Source organism: Hydrogenophaga sp., assembly GCF_026125825.1.
Taxonomy (GTDB): Bacteria; Pseudomonadota; Gammaproteobacteria; order Burkholderiales; family Burkholderiaceae_C; genus Hydrogenophaga.
Genome location: NZ_JAHCKK010000002.1, coordinates 168,712 through 183,670 on the forward strand (window position 1 = coordinate 168,712; position 14,959 = coordinate 183,670).

A 14,959-nucleotide genomic window follows, 5' to 3' on the forward strand; every position below is an offset into this window, starting at 1 on the left:
TCGAATGCTTGGCGTCATCCACCCGCCCTTCGCGTGCCTTCGCGCGCCAGACAAAACAGCGTCACGTCGTCGTGCGGCTCGAAGCTGCCCACGTGGGCCGCGAGCTGCGCGCAAGCGGCGTCGACCAGGGCCTGCGCCGAGCCGGATTCGCGCGCCAGCACCTGCGCCAGGGCCGCCTCGCCCAGGGGCCCCGACGCACCGAGCGCGTCGCTGGCCCCATCGGTGTACACGAGCAGCCGGGCACCGGGCTGCAGGCAGACGGTCTGCACGGTGCAGCGACGGCCGGCCTCCAGCCCCACGGCCGGGCCGGTGGCGTCCAGCCGCAACGCAGCCTCCGTGGGTGCCTGCTGGATGAAGGGCGCCTCATGGCCGGCATTGAGGTAATGCATGCGCCCGCTGCCCGGCTCCAGCAGTGCGAAGAACACGGTGGCGAACATGTTCTCGTGGCCGTGCACAGTGGCGATGTAATCGTTGACGAAGGCCACGCTGCGCACCAGTGTCTGCGGCAGCGGTTCGTCGGTCGCTGCCTGTGTGGCCAGGGCGCGCAGCAGCGTGCGAAAGAGCGCCATGTAGAGCGCCGCGCCCACGCCCTTGTCACACACGTCGGCCACCACGCAGGCCAACGCGCCGCCCGGCAATGCATAGGCGTCGTAGAAGTCTCCGCCGACCTGGCGGGCCGGCGTGCAGCTCGCGCCCAGTGACCAGCCCGCCACGCTGGGCAACGCCATCGGCAGGAAGCCCTGCTGGATGCGCTGGCCGATCTGGAGTTCGCGCGAGAGGGCCTGCAGCAGCTGGCTCTTGTGGTCCTGCAGGCGCTTCTTGGCCAGCGAGGACTCGATGCGCGCCTGCAGCACCACCGGGTTGAAGGGCTTGGGCAAGTAGTCGTCGGCGCCCAGTTCCAGGCAGCGCACAACGCTTTCGGTTTCGTCGATGGCCGAGACCATCACGACGGGCAATTGAGCGGATTTCGGGCTGGCCCGGATGCGGCTGAGGGTTTCGTAGCCGTCCATCTCGGGCATGGTGATGTCCAGCAGCACCAGATCCCACTCCTGCTGCCCGAGCTGGTCGAGCGCATCGCGTCCGTTGACGGCGATGCCGGCCTCATGGCCCAGCCGCTGGATGCGGCGCGCCAGCAGGTCGCGGTTGAGCGCGAGATCATCGACCACCAGGATGCGCATTGGCCGCTCCAGCGGCTGAATCGGTTCAGGCCGAGATGGGTTCACGGCGTTGGCGCTCTGCGTCGAGCAGGGCATGGAGGTAGGGCAGTTGCTGCAGGGCGGCCTGCTCGCCTTCCTCGATCAGGTACGGCACCTTGGCGGTGTCGAACAGGCCCACGCGCTGCTTGAACTCCGGCAGGATCAGGATCATCTCGCCGTGGTGCGCCGCGCTCTGGAAAGCCAGGCGGGACTTGAGCAGGTTGTTCGCCAGGATGGCGCTGAGCTGCGCAGCAAAGCGCCCTGCGCTGCGGATGTTGTTCTGGTAAGGGCTTTCGAAGCCCACCGCCACGATCACGCGGCCGCCGTTTTTCATCGCCACGCTGACCGGAAGCGGGTCGGCCATGTAGCCGTCGATCAGCAGGCGATCGCCGAGTTTCACCGGCGCGAACGCCAGCGGCAGGGAGGCGCTGGCGCGGATCGCCTCGACCAGATCGCCGCGGGTGATGTCCACCAGTTCGCCGTTGAGGAAGTCGGTGGCGGTGATGTGCAGCGGGATGGGCGTGTCCTCGATGCGCTGCTGGCCGAAGACGCTGCGAAAGGCCGCGAGCATGGGAGCGTCGTCGCGCAGGCCGAAGCTGTCGGACCGGAAGCCGAACAGCCGGGGCGCGAGCAGGCGCAGAAAGCCCATGTGGTTGCGCTTGGCGGTGATCTTGCGGGTCCACGTGCGCACGGTGATGTCGGCCATGGTCGCGGCATCGAATCCCATGGCGACACCGGCCGCGAACAGCGCCCCACCACTGCAGCCGACGACGCGTTCGATGCCGATGCCCGCGTCCGACAGTGCCTTGACCACACCGATGGCGGCGGCGCACTTGACGCTGCCCGAGCCGATCACCAGCGTGACCGCCGGGCCTGTCGTCAACGCGGCGCGCGGCGTCATGCGGCCTCCGCGAAGCTCTCCACGGCGTGGCGCACGTCGGGGAAGATGTTGAGGATGCTGGTGAAGCCGGCGATCTCCAGCACCCGGTTCACATGGGGCTGTACGGCGGCCACGCGCAGGTCGCCACCGGCGAGGCGGCAGGCTTTCACGGCGCCCAGCAAGGACCTCAGGCCGGCGCTGCTCGTGTAGTTGACGAGCGAGAAGTCAGCGACCAGGCGCACATGGCCCTGATCCATGGCCTGCGAGAAGCGCTGGCTGAGCTCGTCGGCGTTGAGACTGTCGATGCTGCCGGTGATGGCCAGCACCGCGATCTTGTCGTGGGGGTTGAGCGTGATCTGCAAGGGGTTCTCCTGGGTTCGGTGGATGGCGGGCAACGGCAGGTCTTTTTCGATGGTGAAGACATTGCCCAGGTGCGGGTGGCGTTGGTAGTGCTGGCGCTGCGATAGCTGCCGGATCAGGTGCACGCCCAGACCGCCGGGTGCGCGGGCCTCGGCGTCGGCCGAGGTGTCTGCGGGCGCCACCGAAAGCGGGTCGAAGGCACGGCCCTGGTCTTCCAGGGTGATCACAACGCGGCGGACAAGCCCCTCCTGCACGATGCGCGCCTCCAGAGCGAGCGCTCCGGCCTCGCCTTCGGGATAGGCGTGGCGCATGACGTTGACGCAGGCCTCCTCGACGATGAGGCGAAGGTCCTGGCAGGTGGCGCCGTCGATGCGCTCGCGCTGGCACAGCGCCGTCACCAGGGCCAGCAGCGCCGGCAGGTGGGCCAGGTCCGCCGGGCACGCGAGGCGGCTCATGCGCCAGGCTCCAGGGTGCGAACCGGCTGGGGCAGCCAGGCGGTGAAGCAAGAACCCTGGCCGGGCGTGCTGGCGACCTCGACGTCGCCCCCCATCAGGCGGCACAGGCGGCGGCTGATCACCAGACCCAGGCCGCTGCCGCCAAAGGCACGCGTGGTGCGCTGGTCGGCCTGCAGGAAAGGCTGGAACAACTGGTCCATCTCCTCTGCGGTGAGGCCGATGCCGGTGTCTTCCACTTCGAAGCGAAGCGCCAGCGCGCCCGGCTCGCGTTCGTGCGTGTCGACGCGCAAGCGAACCTCCCCCTGGGCCGTGAACTTGACCACCAGCACCCACCACAGCGTGAGCGGCGGCTGCATGGCAAAGACCGAGCCCAGCAGCAGGCCGGCGGCCAGGTGCGCGCCGATGCGCACCGGGTAGTTCACGCGCACCCCGCCGTACAGGCGCCGGGTCTCCCCCAGGCGCGGCAGCGCCACCGTCACGGCAGCCCCTCGATCCGCGCCAGCAGCGCATCGATCTTGCCCAGCAGGCGGTCGAGTTCGATCGGCTTGGTGTCGAAGTCGTCGCAACCTGCGTCCAGCGCTCGCTGGCGATCCCCTTCCATGGCATGCGCGGTGAGCGCGATCACCGGAACGGCCCCCAGCTCGGGGTGGGCCTTGAGGCGGCGCGTGGCCTCCCAACCGTCCATGACGGGCAGGCCCATGTCCATCAGGATGAGCGCCGGGCGGGTGCTCGCGGCGACGATGAGGGCATGCGACCCGTCAAAGGCCATCACCACCTCATGGCCGCGCCGCAACAAGCGCCGCGACAGCATGTCGCGGTTGAGTTCGTTGTCCTCGACCAGCAGGATCCTGGGCATGGACGGTTCAGGCCGGCCGGGCGCGAAAAACGATGGCGGCGAACATCAGCACGCCGACGAACACCGCCAGGGACGACAGCGCGACCACCGGCTCCCAGGCGGGATGCCCGGTCAACAGCAGGTAGAGCGCGGGGGCCATCACCACCACGCCGCCGGTGTAGATCCCGTACTGCAGCTTGGCCAGGCGCGTCCCCGCCCCGAGGGGATTGAGGGCGTGAAACGCGCCGAACAGCCCCATCGTCACCCAGCCGAGCAGGTTGATGTGCGCGTGGGCGCCCACCGCCGCGTGGTTCTGCGTCATCGACATGTGCAGGCCGATGAGGATGCCGGCGATCAGGAAGCAGATGGCGGTCCGGAAGTACCAGTGGGCTATCTTGGGCATGGGGGTCTCCAGTTCTGGTGGGTCAATCGGTGGCGCAGGTTTTGGCCAGGGGCAGCTGGGCGGCCACGGTCGCGCGAAACAGACTGCCCTCGCCCGGCGTGCTGGTGGCGGTCACGTCGCCGCCCATCAGCCGGCACAGCCGGCGGCTGATGGCCAGGCCCAGGCCGGTTCCACCGTACTTGCGTGTGGTCTCGGCATCGGCCTGCACGAAAGGCTGGAACAGCCGGCCCAGTTGGGAAGGGGTCATGCCGATGCCGGTGTCGCGGACCTCGAACACCACCAGAGCGCCGCCCTGCTCGTCCTGCCCTCGGTTCGTTTCGATGAGGATGCGCCCGTCCTGGGTGAACTTGGCCGCGTTCGACACCAGGTTGATCAACACCTGCCGCAGCTTGGTCAGGTCGGACTGCATGCGGTCCGGGCCCTGCGCGCATTGCACCTGCAAGGTGTTGCGGTTGGTGGCCAGCAGGGGCTGGGTGGTCGAGACCACCTGATCCAGCAGCTCGGCCAGTTCAAAGGACTCGACGTGCAGTTCGATCTTGCCGGCCTCAATCTTCGAGAGGTCAAGCACGTCGTTGATCATCTGCAGCAAATGCCGCGCGGCGCCCTTGATGCGGCCGAGATCGGCCAGCTCGGCCTCGAACGCACCCCGGTCCGAGAAGTCTTCCTCCAGCATCTCGGTGTAACCAATGACGGCGTTGAGCGGCGTGCGCAGCTCGTGGCTCATGTTGGCCAGGAATGCGCTCTTGGTGCGGTTGGCGGCTTCTGCCTGCTCCCTCGCCTGCTCGGCCGCCAGCCGCGACAGCTCCAGATCCCGCTTCTGTTGCTCGATGACCTCGTTGCGCGCGCCGAGCTCCCGCTTGGCACCAATGGCCTGGCGGGTCTGGAAATGGGAGGCCAAGCCGAATGCGGCGGTGTAGGCCACCACGGCCAGCGCCGTCATGGCCTGCGCCAGCAGCGACACCGGCAGCACTTCGAAGCCCGCGCCCGCCCCCGCGACCAGCACGCCCAACAGGAAGCAGCCGGTGCCCATCAGGCCCAGGCGAAGCCCGCCAATGCTGAGGTTGGCCGCGTTGATGGCCGTGAACGCCACCACGCCAATCCACAAGTCCAGACCGCTGAGCAAACTGAACGCGCCCATCAGGAAGCTGTCCACCAGCAGATTGCGCTGCTCCGCCCCCTTGCTGTCGCGCGAGCGGCTGGCGATCGCGTACGCCAGGTGCGGCCACAGCAAGGCGACGGAGCAGATCAGCGCGAGGGTGCCGACAGCGATGGGCCGCAGTTGCAGCACGGACAGTGCCACGGCGGCGCAGAAGCCGTGCCCGCCGATGCGCAGGCCGTAGTCCAGCCGCACGGTGGGGTGCACGCGCGGCGCCGGCTCGGCTGCCGATAGTTCTGGCGAGACCGTGCTCACCGCGAAGCCCTGTGGTTCATGAAGCGAAACCCTCCCCACCCTGCAATTGACAGGGGTCAATCGTCATTGTAATACGTATTATATTCAAACGACGATCAATTCAGTTCGATCGAATCGTCGGAACTCGAAGCGGTGCGGGGTTTACAGGGGCTTGACGCGCGCGGCCTGGGCGAGGGCCTGCAACTTCACCGCGTCTGCCGCGTAGAAGCGCTCGGCCTGTGGCAGCGACAGGCGGGGCGGCACACGCCCGCCGACGGCCTGGACGGCATGGCCCACCTCGGCGCTCCCCAACGCCTGCACCACGACCTGGTGCAGGCGCGCGCTGAGACCTTGGTCCATCGCGGCGGGCACAAGCACGCCGACCCAGATGCTGGGATGACCCAGGCCGGGCGCCAACCCGCTTTCGTCAAAGGTCGGGGCAGCGGGGAATCGACCCAGCCGCTGCGCGGACGACACGCCGAGCACCTTCATGCGGCCCTCGGCCACCAGGCTGCCCAGCAAGGCGTCCACAGGCAGCACTGTGAAATCGATGGCGCCGCTGCGCAGGTCGGCCAGCATGGGCATGCCGCCGCGGTAGGGCACGTGTGTGGCCTGGATGCCGGCGCTGGACAACAGCATTTCCGTCACCAGGTGAAACAGCGAGCCCTGCCCTGTGCTGCCATAGCTCAAGGGCCGCTCGCCCCCTTGCCGCGCCAGGGCGACGAGTGCGTCCAGGTTGTCGGCCTGCAGCCCGGTGCGCGCGTACAGCGCCAGCGGCGAATCGTTGACGAGACCCAGCAGCCGGAAGTCACTCGGCCTGTAGCGCACGGCGCGCAGCGTCAGCGGCGCCAGCACGGTCTCCGAGGGCGACCCGATGAAGAGCGTGGAGCCGTCGTGCGCGGCCGCCAGCAGGCGGTTGGCCGCGATGGAGCCGCTGGCACCGGTGACGTTCTCCACCACTGGCACACGGCCGAGTCCGCGACCCAGCGCCGGGGCCAGGGCGCGGGCAAAGGCATCCGTCACGCCGCCAGCGGGTTGTGCCACCAAGACGCTGAGCGGCTGCGCACGGGCCAGAGCGCCGACGCATGGCACTGCGGCAAGCGAGGCTGCGCTCATGCCAGAGAGGGCGAATGCGCGGCGCGAGGGATTCATGGGAGCATGGCATGCAAAAATAGCAATACGCATTATGGATGGCAACCCGACATGAAGAAGCCCACCAATGGCCCCTCAGCGCCACCGGCGCCCCTGAAGCGGCCGACGCAGCGCGACATTGCCCTGGCCACCGGCCTGTCGCAAACCTCCGTGTCCCTGGTGCTCAATGGGGTGGAGCCGTCCACGGTGTCCGCCGAAGCACGCGAACGCATCCAGCAGGCGGCCCGACGTCTGGGCTACGTGCCCAACCGGATGGCCCGCAATCTGCAGTCCGCGCGCACGCGCACGCTGGCCTGCATCGTTCCCGACATCACCAACCCGACCTACCCGGCCTTGATCCGCGGGTTCCAGTCCGCCGCCGATGCGGCCGGCTACGACACCATGATTTTCGACACCGATGGCACGCCTGAGCGCGAGCAGCGGGCGCTTCAATGGCTGTCGCAAGGGCATGTGGACGGCGTGATGGCTGTTTTCTTCCATGTGCAGGAAGCCGACCTGCTCAAGGCCACGCGGGGACGCCTCGCCGTCGTACAGATCGAAAGCCAGGCGCACAAGCCCTCGCGCGCCATCGACAAGCTCTACATCAACAACGCGGCGGCGGCGCAGGCGATGACGCAGGCCCTGATCGACAAGGGCCACCGGCGCATCGCCCTGCTGTGCGCCGCGCTCGGCCCGGGCGCGGAGCGGCAGCGCGGCTTCCGGTCTGCGATGCGGCAGGCGGGGCTGAGCGCCCGCACCATCGCCGCCGACGATTTCACCCAGGCCGCCGGTGCACGCGCGATGGCGGCCGAACTGGCCGGCAACGACTTCCGATGCAGCGCCGTCTTCGCCGCCAACGACCTGCTGGCCATTGGCGCCCTGTCAGCCCTGCGCGAGGCGGGGCTGCGCGTTCCCGAGGACGTGGCCGTGGCGGGCTTCGATGACATTCCCTCGGCCCAGCTGCTGCAGCCGCCCCTGACCACGGTGCGACGATCCGAACTGTCGATCGGCCGCATGGCGGCCGAGCTGCTCATCGGGCGGCTCGACGGGGCCGACGCGGCCGAGCCGGGCCGCAATTTCGAATTGCCTTTTGAGCTCGTGCTGCGCGAGTCGGCCTGACGCCCCTCGCTCGATGGAAAGAAACCCCCTGCAGATCAATGCCCTGCAGGGGGTTTTTCATGTTTCAGATGAACTTTGACAGGGTGTCATTCCCACTCGATGGTCGCCGGCGGCTTGGAGCTCACGTCGTAGGTCACGCGGTTGATGCCGCGCACCTCGTTGATGATGCGGCCGCTGACCTTCTTGAGCAGCGCGTAGGGCAGCTCGGCCCAGTCGGCGGTCATGAAGTCGCTGGTCTGCACCGCGCGCAGCGCCACCACGTAGTCGTAGGTGCGGCCATCGCCCATCACGCCCACGCTCTTGACGGGCAGGAACACGGTGAAGGCCTGGCTGGTGAGTTCGTACCAGGTCTTGCCGCTGTGCGGGTCGACGGTGGAGCGCAATTCCTCGATGAAGATCGCGTCGGCCCGGCGCAGCAGGTCGGCATACTCCTTCTTGACCTCGCCCAGGATGCGCACGCCCAGGCCCGGGCCCGGGAAGGGGTGGCGGTAGACCATGTCGTGCGGCAGGCCCAAGGCCACGCCCAGTTCGCGAACCTCATCCTTGAAGAGGTCGCGCAAAGGTTCGAGCAGCTTCAGGCCGAGCTGCTCAGGCAGGCCGCCCACGTTGTGATGGCTCTTGATGGTCACGGCCTTCTTGCTCTTGGCACCGCCCGATTCGATCACATCAGGGTAAATAGTGCCTTGTGCCAACCACTTGGCGCCTTTTGTTGAAGCACCACTTGCAATGAGTTTGGCGGCTTCGGCCTTGAACACCTCGACGAATTCGCGGCCGATGATCTTGCGCTTGGCCTCCGGATCGGCCACGCCCGCAAGGTGGCCCAGGAACTGGTCGGCCGCGTCCACCCGGATCACCTTGGCGTGCAGCTTGCCGACAAACATGTCCATCACCATGTCGCCTTCGTTCAGGCGCAACAGGCCGTGGTCGACGAACACGCAGGTGAGCTGGTCGCCGATGGCGCGATGGATCAGCGCCGCCGCGACGGAGGAGTCCACCCCGCCCGAGAGACCCAGGATGACTTCCTCGTCACCCACCTGCTGGCGGATCTTCTCGACCGCCTCGGCGATGTGGTCGCGCATCACCCAGTCGGGGTTGGTGCCACAGATCTCCAGCACGAAGCGCTCCAGCAGCGCCCTGCCCTGCACGGTGTGCGTGACCTCGGGGTGGAACTGCACCGCATAGAAACGCCGCTCCTCGTCCGCCATGCCAGCGATCGGGCAGCTCGGCGTGCTGGCCATGAGCTTGAAGCCAGGAGGCAGCTCTGTGACCTTGTCGCCGTGGCTCATCCACACCTTGAGCATGCCGTGGCCTTCGGGCGTGGTGAAGTCGGCGATGTTCTTGAGCAGCGCGGTGTGGCCCCGGGCGCGCACTTCCGCGTAGCCGAACTCGCGCGTGTGCGAGCCTTCCACCTTGCCGCCCAGCTGCTGCGCCATGGTCTGCATGCCGTAGCAGATGCCCAGCACCGGAATGCCCAGCTCGTAGACCGCCTCGGGCGCCTTGTCGTCCACCTCGTACACACTGGCGTGGCTGCCGGAGAGGATCACGCCCTTGAGCTGTCCATCGGCGGCAAACTCGCGCACCCACTCGCTGCTGACGTCGCAGGGGTGCACTTCGCAGTACACGTGCGCTTCGCGCACGCGGCGGGCAATCAGCTGGGTGACCTGGGAACCGAAATCAAGGATGAGGATTTTCTGGTGCTGCATGGGGTTTAGGTGGGTGCGGCGAGAAAAACAAAAAGGCCGTCTCGCTGGACGGCCTGCTGGGCGGAGAGTCTTATTCCGCCCGGTAGTTCGGGGCTTCCTTGGTGATCTGCACGTCGTGCACGTGGCTCTCGCGGATGCCGGCCGAGGTGATCTCGACGAACTCGGCCTTGTCGCGCATGTCCTCGATGCTCGGGCAACCGCAGTAGCCCATGGCCGCGCGCAGCCCACCGGCCATCTGGAAGATGATGGACACCACCGAACCCTTGTAGGGCACGCGGCCTTCGATGCCCTCGGGCACCAGCTTGTCGGCGTTGGGGTTGCCGGTGCTGCTTTCCTGGAAGTAGCGGTCGGCACTGCCCTGCTGCATGGCGCCGATGGAGCCCATGCCCCGGTAGCTCTTGTAGCTGCGGCCCTGGTAGAGCACGATCTCGCCCGGCGCCTCTTCGGTACCGGCGAACATGCCGCCCATCATCACGGTGTTGGCGCCGGCCGCAATGGCCTTGGCGATGTCGCCGCTGTAGCGGATGCCGCCGTCGGCAATCATCGGCACGCCCGTGCCCCGCAGCGCGGTGGCCACGTTGTCGATGGCCATGATCTGGGGCACGCCCACGCCAGCAACGATGCGGGTGGTGCAGATCGAGCCCGGGCCGATGCCGACCTTGACGGCGTCGGCGCCGGCTTCCACCAGCGCCAGGGCGGCGGCGCCGGTGGCGATGTTGCCGCCGATCACGTCGATCTGCGGGTAGTTTTGCTTGACCCAGCGCACGCGGTCGATCACGCCCTTGCTGTGGCCGTGGGCGGTGTCGACCACGATGGCGTCCACGCCAGCCTTGACGAGCGCTTCCACCCGCTCTTCGGTGCCCTCGCCCACGCCCACCGCCGCGCCCACGCGCAGCCGGCCAGCGGCGTCTCGCGCGGCGTTGGGGAAGTTGAGCTGCTTGGTGATGTCTTTCACCGTGATCAGGCCCTTGAGCTCGAAGGCATCGTTCACGAGCAGCAGGCGCTCCAGCTTGTGCTTGTTGAGCAGCTTCTTGGCCTCGGCGGGCGTGGTGCCGTCGGGCATGGTGACCAGGCGCTCACGCGGGGTCATGATCTCGCTGACCGGCAGGTCGTAACGGGTCTCGAAGCGCAGGTCGCGGCCCGTGACGATGCCCACGACCTTGCCCGCGTCGACGACGGGAAAACCGGAGACACCCAGGTCGTCCGAGAGTTTCATGACCTGGCGGATCGTGGTCTGGGGAGAAATCACCACCGGGTCGCGCAGCACGCCCGACTCGTAGCGCTTGACCTTGGCCACATGGGCCGCCTGTTCCTGCGCCGTGAGGTTCTTGTGAACGATGCCGATGCCGCCTTCCTGGGCGATGGCGATCGCCAGGCGGGCTTCCGTGACGGTGTCCATGGCCGCGGAGACCAGGGGCAGATTCAACTGGATGTTGCGGGAGAACTGGGTGGCAAGCGAGGCGTCCTTGGGCAGGACCTGGGAGTACGCTGGCACCAGCAACACGTCGTCGAAGGTGAGCGCTTTGCCGAGGAGGCGCATGGGTAAAGCTCCAAAAGCGTCGATTGTAGCCGGCCGACCTTCGGGCAAACCCGCACGGCCCGCCCCACCCCGGGTACCGCTCAGCCTCGAAAAGCTACCGCTCCTGCGGCTTGTGGTCGATAAAACCGCAGAAGCCACGGTGCGGGCAAGGGCCCGCCGCTAAACTCCGCCAATGCCTAAAAATCGCCTTTCGAAGCCGTCCTGGCGAGCCCCTCTGGCGGCGGGATTCCTGCTGCTGGCCTGTTCGGTTGTGTCCGCGCAGTGGGTCTGGAAGGAAGGCGATCGCAAGGTGTTCAGTGACACCGCGCCGCCGGCCAGCGTGCCGGACAAGAACATCCTCAAGCGCCCTGGCGGCGGCAATGCCCCGATGCCCGCGCCAGCAGCGGCCGCTCCCGCCAATGCCGAGACCGGCGCGGTGGCGCCGGCGGGTGCGCCGCCGCAGGCTGCGGCTCCTCAGCTGCCCACAGTCGACAAGGAACTCGAGGCCAAGAAGAAGCAGGCTGAACAGGCCGAAGCCAACCGGCAGAAGGCCGAGGAGCAGCGCATCGCACAGGCGCGGGCCGAGAACTGCAACCGCGCCCGACAGGCCAAGGCCACGCTGGATACCGGTGTGCGTGTGGCCACGACCAACGCCAAGGGTGAGCGCGAGATCATGGACGACAAGGCCAGAGCCGCCGAGACCAAGCGGCTGGACGACGTGATGCGCAGCGATTGCGGGCCGATGCCCAAGGCCAAGCCTCAGTAACCGGCCTTCGACCCTGGGCGCCGACGGGCGAACAGGCCCGTGGAGCGGGCGCCCTGCCCCATGAAACGTTCGCGGCGGGCCACTTTCGGGTCCACCCGCAACCCACGCACCACCTCCACCCGGTCGCCCTCGCGCAGCACGCGATCCCAGCCGGCCTTGCGCCCCCAGACGCCGAGCGTGAGCAACCCGGTGTCCATCTCGGGGAAGCGCTGCAACCAGCCGGCCTGCATGAGCGCCTCGCGCAGCGTGCAACCCTCGGGCGCGTCCAGCGAGGTTTCCACGACCTTGCGCGGGGCCGGAGCGTGCATCAGCGTGACCTTCATGGCGGCGTCAGTCCGCACCGTGCACTTGATCGGCCCGCTTGACGAAAGCATCGACCAGGTTGCCGGCAATCTTGTCGAACACCGGGCCGACCAGCGCGGCCAGGGCCGAGCTGGCAAAGCCGTAACTCAGTTTGAAATCGACCTTGCAGGCGCGCTGATCGCCGTTGCCCAGGGGGGTGAACTCCCACACGCCATCGAGCTGGGAGAACGGGCCGTCGACCAGCGCCATGTGCACCTTGCGGTCGGCCTCGTGCGTGTTGCGGGTGGTAAAGCTCTGGCGCAGGCCGCTGATGGCAATGCCCACGCGCGCCACCATGCCGGCGTCGTCCTGTTCCAGCACCTCGCCCTGGTCGCACCACGGCAGGAACTGAGGATAGCGTTCGATATCGGTGACCAGCGCGAACATTTCATGCGCGCTGTGCCAGAGCAAAACGGACTTGTGAATGGTTTTCATACAATCCAACTCATTGTATTGGCCTGAAACGGCCACACCTTCCGCTTCATGTCCACCAAAAGCAGCAAAGAATCTTCCACCAAAGGCGTTGACAGCCGCATCGCCGAGAACCGCAAGGCGCTCTTCAACTACGCGATCGAGGAACGCTTCGAGGCGGGCATGGTGCTGGAGGGCTGGGAGGTCAAGGCGCTGCGCGAGGGCAAGGTGCAGCTCACCGACGGCTATGTGGTGATTCGCGAAGGCGAGCTGTTCCTCATCGGCTGTCAGATCAATCCGCTGCACACAGCCTCATCCCACGTGAGCCCGGACTCGGTGCGCACCAAGAAGCTGCTGCTGCACAAGGAGCAGATCCGTCGCCTGGTCGGCAAGGTCGAGCAAAAGGGTTATGCCCTGGTACCGCTGAACCTGCACTGGAAAACGGGCAAGGTGAAATGCGAGATCGCGCTGGGCAGGGGCAAGGCCGAACACGACAAACGAGACACCATCAAGGACCGCGAAGGCAAGCGCGAGGTCGAGCGCGCGATGAAGTCGCGCAGCCGCTGATTTTTCTTCGCGGCGCGGGAATAAACCCGCGCGGGCCGGCGTTCATCCCTGTGCAGAGCCTGTCTGCCCCTACCTTCAATGGAGAACGCCATGAAATGCCTGATTCCTCTGACCCTGGCAGCTGCCCTGCTGGGTGGCTGTGCCTCGATGTCGTCCGCCCCGGCCCCCGCCATGGCCAGCGATGGCGTGCTGGTCGGCCCCAACCGCATGACCCTCTACACCTTTGACCGCGACGTGGCGGGCAGTGGCAAGTCGGTCTGCAATGGGCCCTGCGCCACCAACTGGCCGCCGCTGCTGGCCGGTGCGAGCGACAAGGGCCATGGCGACTACACCGTGATCACGCGCGACGACGGCCAGAAGCAATGGGCCCTGAAGGGCAAGCCGCTGTATTTCTGGGCCAAGGACAGCAAGCCCGGTGACCGCACGGGCGATGGCTTCAACAACGTCTGGCGCACCGCCAAACCCTGAGCTCCACCCTGCCCACCCCGGCTGCACACGCGCCAGGACATGAAACGCGCCGCGCTGATCGACCAGATTCCGGGACTGCGCCGCTACGCGCGCGCGCTCACCGCAGACCCGTGGGCCGCCGATGATCTGGTGCAGGACACGCTGGAGCGCGCCTGCGCCAAATGGCGGCTTTGGACGGTGGGCACGGATCTGCGGGCCTGGCTGTTCACCCTCATGCACAACCTGCATGTCAGCGGCTTGCGCCGGACACAACGCCGCGAAGGCGTTGGCCTGCCGGTGGACCCGGACGAGGTGGCGGCGGAGCTGGTGGCACCGGACGCCGCGCAAGACCTGGCCTTGGACCTGCAGCGCTGCCTGTTGCGCCTGCCGGAAGAACAACGCGTGGTGCTGTTGCTCGTGAGTCTGGAGGACATGAGCTACGAGCAGGTGGCGCGCATCACAGGCAGCCCGATCGGGACGGTGATGTCGCGGCTGTCGCGCGCCCGCACCCGCCTGCAGGCATTGATGAGCGCTGCGCCCCAGAGTGTGCCGCCCGATGCCTATGCACCCTCTCACCTAAGGCGTCTGAAATAGCGCCGCCCGCAAGACCATGGATACCCCGCGCCCCCATCCCTTGACCGATGCCGAGATCAACCGCCTGCTCGATGGCCAGGTGCAGGGCGTCGAGCGGGACGCGCTGCTGCATCGGCTGCAGGGCGATCCGCACGGCCGCGAGCGCCTGTCCCACTGGCAAGCCCAGCGCGACGCCATCCGCCAGTTGCATGCCGGCCTGCTGCAGGCACCTGTGCCGCCTGGCATGCTGGAAGCCGTGAACCGCGCCAGCGATGCACAGGCCCGCGTATCGAGTTGGTGGCGCTGGGGCGGCATGGCCGCTGGCATCGTCCTGGCCTTCGGTGTCGGCCGCTTGTCGAACCACGAATGGCCGAACGAAGGCGCAACGGCATCTGCCCCATCGGCTCCTCTGACCGCCTTCGCGCGCGATGCATCGGTCGCCCACGCGGTGTACTCGCCGGAGAAGCGACACCCGGTGGAGGTCGGCGCCGGAGATCAGGAGCACCTGGTGCAATGGCTGTCGCGCCGCACGGGCAAGGCGCTCAAGGTGCCGCGCCTCGACGCCCAGGGCTACGAACTCGTCGGTGGACGCCTCCTGCCCGGCGACCAGGGTGCGCGCGCGCAGTTCATGTTCCAGAACGCCCAGGGTGTGCGCGTCACCTTGTACCTGGGTGCCCTCTTCCCGACCACGGAACCCACCGAGGCGGGTGGGGAAACCGCCTTCCGTTTCGCTCAGGAAGGGCCGGTGCCTGGCTTCTACTGGGTGGACCAGGGTTTCGGCTACGCCCTGAGCGGCCCGCTGAGCCGCGATGCGCTCATGGCCCTGGCCGAAGCCGTGTACCGGCAACTCTGAGCGGCTGCG

Annotated in this window: 18 protein-coding genes; 6 read left to right on the forward strand and 12 right to left on the reverse strand. The window is 67.6% G+C overall.

Translation table 11 applies throughout. From position 1 onward, the window contains the following. Positions 1-14 precede the first annotated feature (14 nt). From KIT86_RS02080 to KIT86_RS02115, 8 genes are all read right to left on the reverse strand, one after another. A complete protein-coding gene (locus KIT86_RS02080; protein WP_297394568.1) occupies positions 15-1,223 on the reverse strand; it encodes a SpoIIE family protein phosphatase in 1,209 nt (402 codons plus the stop codon). Beyond that, the gene (locus KIT86_RS02085; RefSeq protein ID WP_297394571.1) at positions 1,204-2,097 is read right to left on the reverse strand and encodes a patatin-like phospholipase family protein; all 894 of its coding nucleotides are present in this window, start codon (positions 2,095-2,097) and stop codon (positions 1,204-1,206) included. The genes KIT86_RS02080 and KIT86_RS02085 overlap by 20 nt, the downstream gene beginning before the upstream one ends. Next, positions 2,094-2,891, reverse strand: coding sequence for an anti-sigma factor antagonist (locus KIT86_RS02090; protein WP_297394572.1), 798 nt, complete (start codon positions 2,889-2,891; stop codon positions 2,094-2,096). The genes KIT86_RS02085 and KIT86_RS02090 overlap by 4 nt, the downstream gene beginning before the upstream one ends. Then, the gene (locus KIT86_RS02095) at positions 2,888-3,370 is read right to left on the reverse strand and encodes an ATP-binding protein (RefSeq protein ID WP_297394574.1); all 483 of its coding nucleotides are present in this window, start codon (positions 3,368-3,370) and stop codon (positions 2,888-2,890) included. The genes KIT86_RS02090 and KIT86_RS02095 overlap by 4 nt, the downstream gene beginning before the upstream one ends. After that, positions 3,367-3,747 (reverse strand): response regulator, encoded by a 381-nt coding sequence (locus KIT86_RS02100; protein ID WP_297394577.1) that lies wholly within the window; start codon positions 3,745-3,747, stop codon positions 3,367-3,369. The genes KIT86_RS02095 and KIT86_RS02100 overlap by 4 nt, the downstream gene beginning before the upstream one ends. A 7-nt stretch (positions 3,748-3,754) precedes the next feature. Beyond that, complete coding sequence (locus KIT86_RS02105; RefSeq protein WP_297394580.1) at positions 3,755-4,129, reverse strand: hypothetical protein; 375 nt, start codon at positions 4,127-4,129, stop codon at positions 3,755-3,757. A gap of 22 nt (positions 4,130-4,151) precedes the next feature. Continuing rightward, positions 4,152-5,540, reverse strand: a complete 1,389-nt coding sequence (locus KIT86_RS02110; RefSeq protein ID WP_297394583.1) for an ATP-binding protein — start codon at positions 5,538-5,540, stop codon at positions 4,152-4,154. A gap of 141 nt (positions 5,541-5,681) precedes the next feature. Next, complete coding sequence (locus KIT86_RS02115; RefSeq protein ID WP_297394586.1) at positions 5,682-6,563, reverse strand: tripartite tricarboxylate transporter substrate binding protein; 882 nt, start codon at positions 6,561-6,563, stop codon at positions 5,682-5,684. A gap of 159 nt (positions 6,564-6,722) precedes the next feature. On the opposite strand from KIT86_RS02115, the gene KIT86_RS02120 reads away from it, so the two are divergent. Next, entirely contained in the window at positions 6,723-7,769 is a 1,047-nt protein-coding gene (locus KIT86_RS02120) for a LacI family DNA-binding transcriptional regulator (protein ID WP_297394589.1), read from the forward strand. Positions 7,770-7,855: 86 nt separating this feature from the next. Here the strand turns inward: KIT86_RS02120 and guaA are convergent, their stop codons facing one another. Further along, the gene (gene guaA / locus KIT86_RS02125; protein WP_297394591.1) at positions 7,856-9,472 is read right to left on the reverse strand and encodes a glutamine-hydrolyzing GMP synthase; all 1,617 of its coding nucleotides are present in this window, start codon (positions 9,470-9,472) and stop codon (positions 7,856-7,858) included. 70 nt (positions 9,473-9,542) lie between these two features. Further along, positions 9,543-11,012 (reverse strand): IMP dehydrogenase, encoded by a 1,470-nt coding sequence (guaB, locus tag KIT86_RS02130; RefSeq protein ID WP_297394594.1) that lies wholly within the window; start codon positions 11,010-11,012, stop codon positions 9,543-9,545. 289 nt (positions 11,013-11,301) lie between these two features. On the opposite strand from guaB, the gene KIT86_RS02135 reads away from it, so the two are divergent. After that, complete coding sequence (locus KIT86_RS02135) at positions 11,302-11,757, forward strand: DUF4124 domain-containing protein (protein ID WP_367185408.1); 456 nt, start codon at positions 11,302-11,304, stop codon at positions 11,755-11,757. Here the strand turns inward: KIT86_RS02135 and KIT86_RS02140 are convergent. Both KIT86_RS02140 and KIT86_RS02145 read right to left on the reverse strand, forming a co-directional pair. After that, a complete protein-coding gene (locus KIT86_RS02140) occupies positions 11,751-12,080 on the reverse strand; it encodes an RnfH family protein (protein WP_297394599.1) in 330 nt (109 codons plus the stop codon). The two genes, KIT86_RS02135 and KIT86_RS02140, sit on opposite strands and share 7 nt — an antisense overlap. A 7-nt stretch (positions 12,081-12,087) precedes the next feature. Beyond that, on the reverse strand, positions 12,088-12,534 hold the full coding sequence (locus KIT86_RS02145) for a type II toxin-antitoxin system RatA family toxin (protein WP_297394603.1): 447 nt from the start codon (positions 12,532-12,534) through the stop codon (positions 12,088-12,090). A gap of 48 nt (positions 12,535-12,582) precedes the next feature. Here KIT86_RS02145 and smpB point away from each other — a divergent pair, with 48 nt between their 5' ends. The 4 genes from smpB (at position 12,583) to KIT86_RS02165 (ending at position 14,950) form a co-directional block, all read left to right on the forward strand. Beyond that, on the forward strand, positions 12,583-13,077 hold the full coding sequence (gene smpB / locus KIT86_RS02150; protein WP_297394605.1) for an SsrA-binding protein SmpB: 495 nt from the start codon (positions 12,583-12,585) through the stop codon (positions 13,075-13,077). 90 nt (positions 13,078-13,167) lie between these two features. Continuing rightward, on the forward strand, positions 13,168-13,545 hold the full coding sequence (locus KIT86_RS02155; RefSeq protein ID WP_297394607.1) for a hypothetical protein: 378 nt from the start codon (positions 13,168-13,170) through the stop codon (positions 13,543-13,545). 39 nt (positions 13,546-13,584) lie between these two features. Continuing rightward, entirely contained in the window at positions 13,585-14,118 is a 534-nt protein-coding gene (locus tag KIT86_RS02160; RefSeq protein ID WP_297394610.1) for a sigma-70 family RNA polymerase sigma factor, read from the forward strand. Between the two features lie 16 nt (positions 14,119-14,134). After that, positions 14,135-14,950, forward strand: coding sequence for an anti-sigma factor (locus KIT86_RS02165; RefSeq protein WP_297394612.1), 816 nt, complete (start codon positions 14,135-14,137; stop codon positions 14,948-14,950). Positions 14,951-14,959 lie beyond the last annotated feature (9 nt).

Coding starts and splice junctions, on each gene's coding strand:
- KIT86_RS02085 (WP_297394571.1), bottom strand. CDS start 2,097: ATGACGCCGCGCGCCGCGTTGACGACAGGCCCGGCGGTCACGCTGGTG.
- KIT86_RS02090 (WP_297394572.1), bottom strand. CDS start 2,891: ATGAGCCGCCTCGCGTGCCCGGCGGACCTGGCCCACCTGCCGGCGCTG.
- KIT86_RS02100 (WP_297394577.1), bottom strand. CDS start 3,747: ATGCCCAGGATCCTGCTGGTCGAGGACAACGAACTCAACCGCGACATG.
- KIT86_RS02105 (WP_297394580.1), bottom strand. CDS start 4,129: ATGCCCAAGATAGCCCACTGGTACTTCCGGACCGCCATCTGCTTCCTG.
- KIT86_RS02120 (WP_297394589.1), top strand. CDS start 6,723: ATGAAGAAGCCCACCAATGGCCCCTCAGCGCCACCGGCGCCCCTGAAG.
- guaA (WP_297394591.1), bottom strand. CDS start 9,472: ATGCAGCACCAGAAAATCCTCATCCTTGATTTCGGTTCCCAGGTCACC.
- guaB (WP_297394594.1), bottom strand. CDS start 11,012: ATGCGCCTCCTCGGCAAAGCGCTCACCTTCGACGACGTGTTGCTGGTG.
- KIT86_RS02140 (WP_297394599.1), bottom strand. CDS start 12,080: ATGAAGGTCACGCTGATGCACGCTCCGGCCCCGCGCAAGGTCGTGGAA.
- KIT86_RS02145 (WP_297394603.1), bottom strand. CDS start 12,534: ATGAAAACCATTCACAAGTCCGTTTTGCTCTGGCACAGCGCGCATGAA.
- smpB (WP_297394605.1), top strand. CDS start 12,583: ATGTCCACCAAAAGCAGCAAAGAATCTTCCACCAAAGGCGTTGACAGC.
- KIT86_RS02155 (WP_297394607.1), top strand. CDS start 13,168: ATGAAATGCCTGATTCCTCTGACCCTGGCAGCTGCCCTGCTGGGTGGC.
- KIT86_RS02160 (WP_297394610.1), top strand. CDS start 13,585: ATGAAACGCGCCGCGCTGATCGACCAGATTCCGGGACTGCGCCGCTAC.
- KIT86_RS02165 (WP_297394612.1), top strand. CDS start 14,135: ATGGATACCCCGCGCCCCCATCCCTTGACCGATGCCGAGATCAACCGC.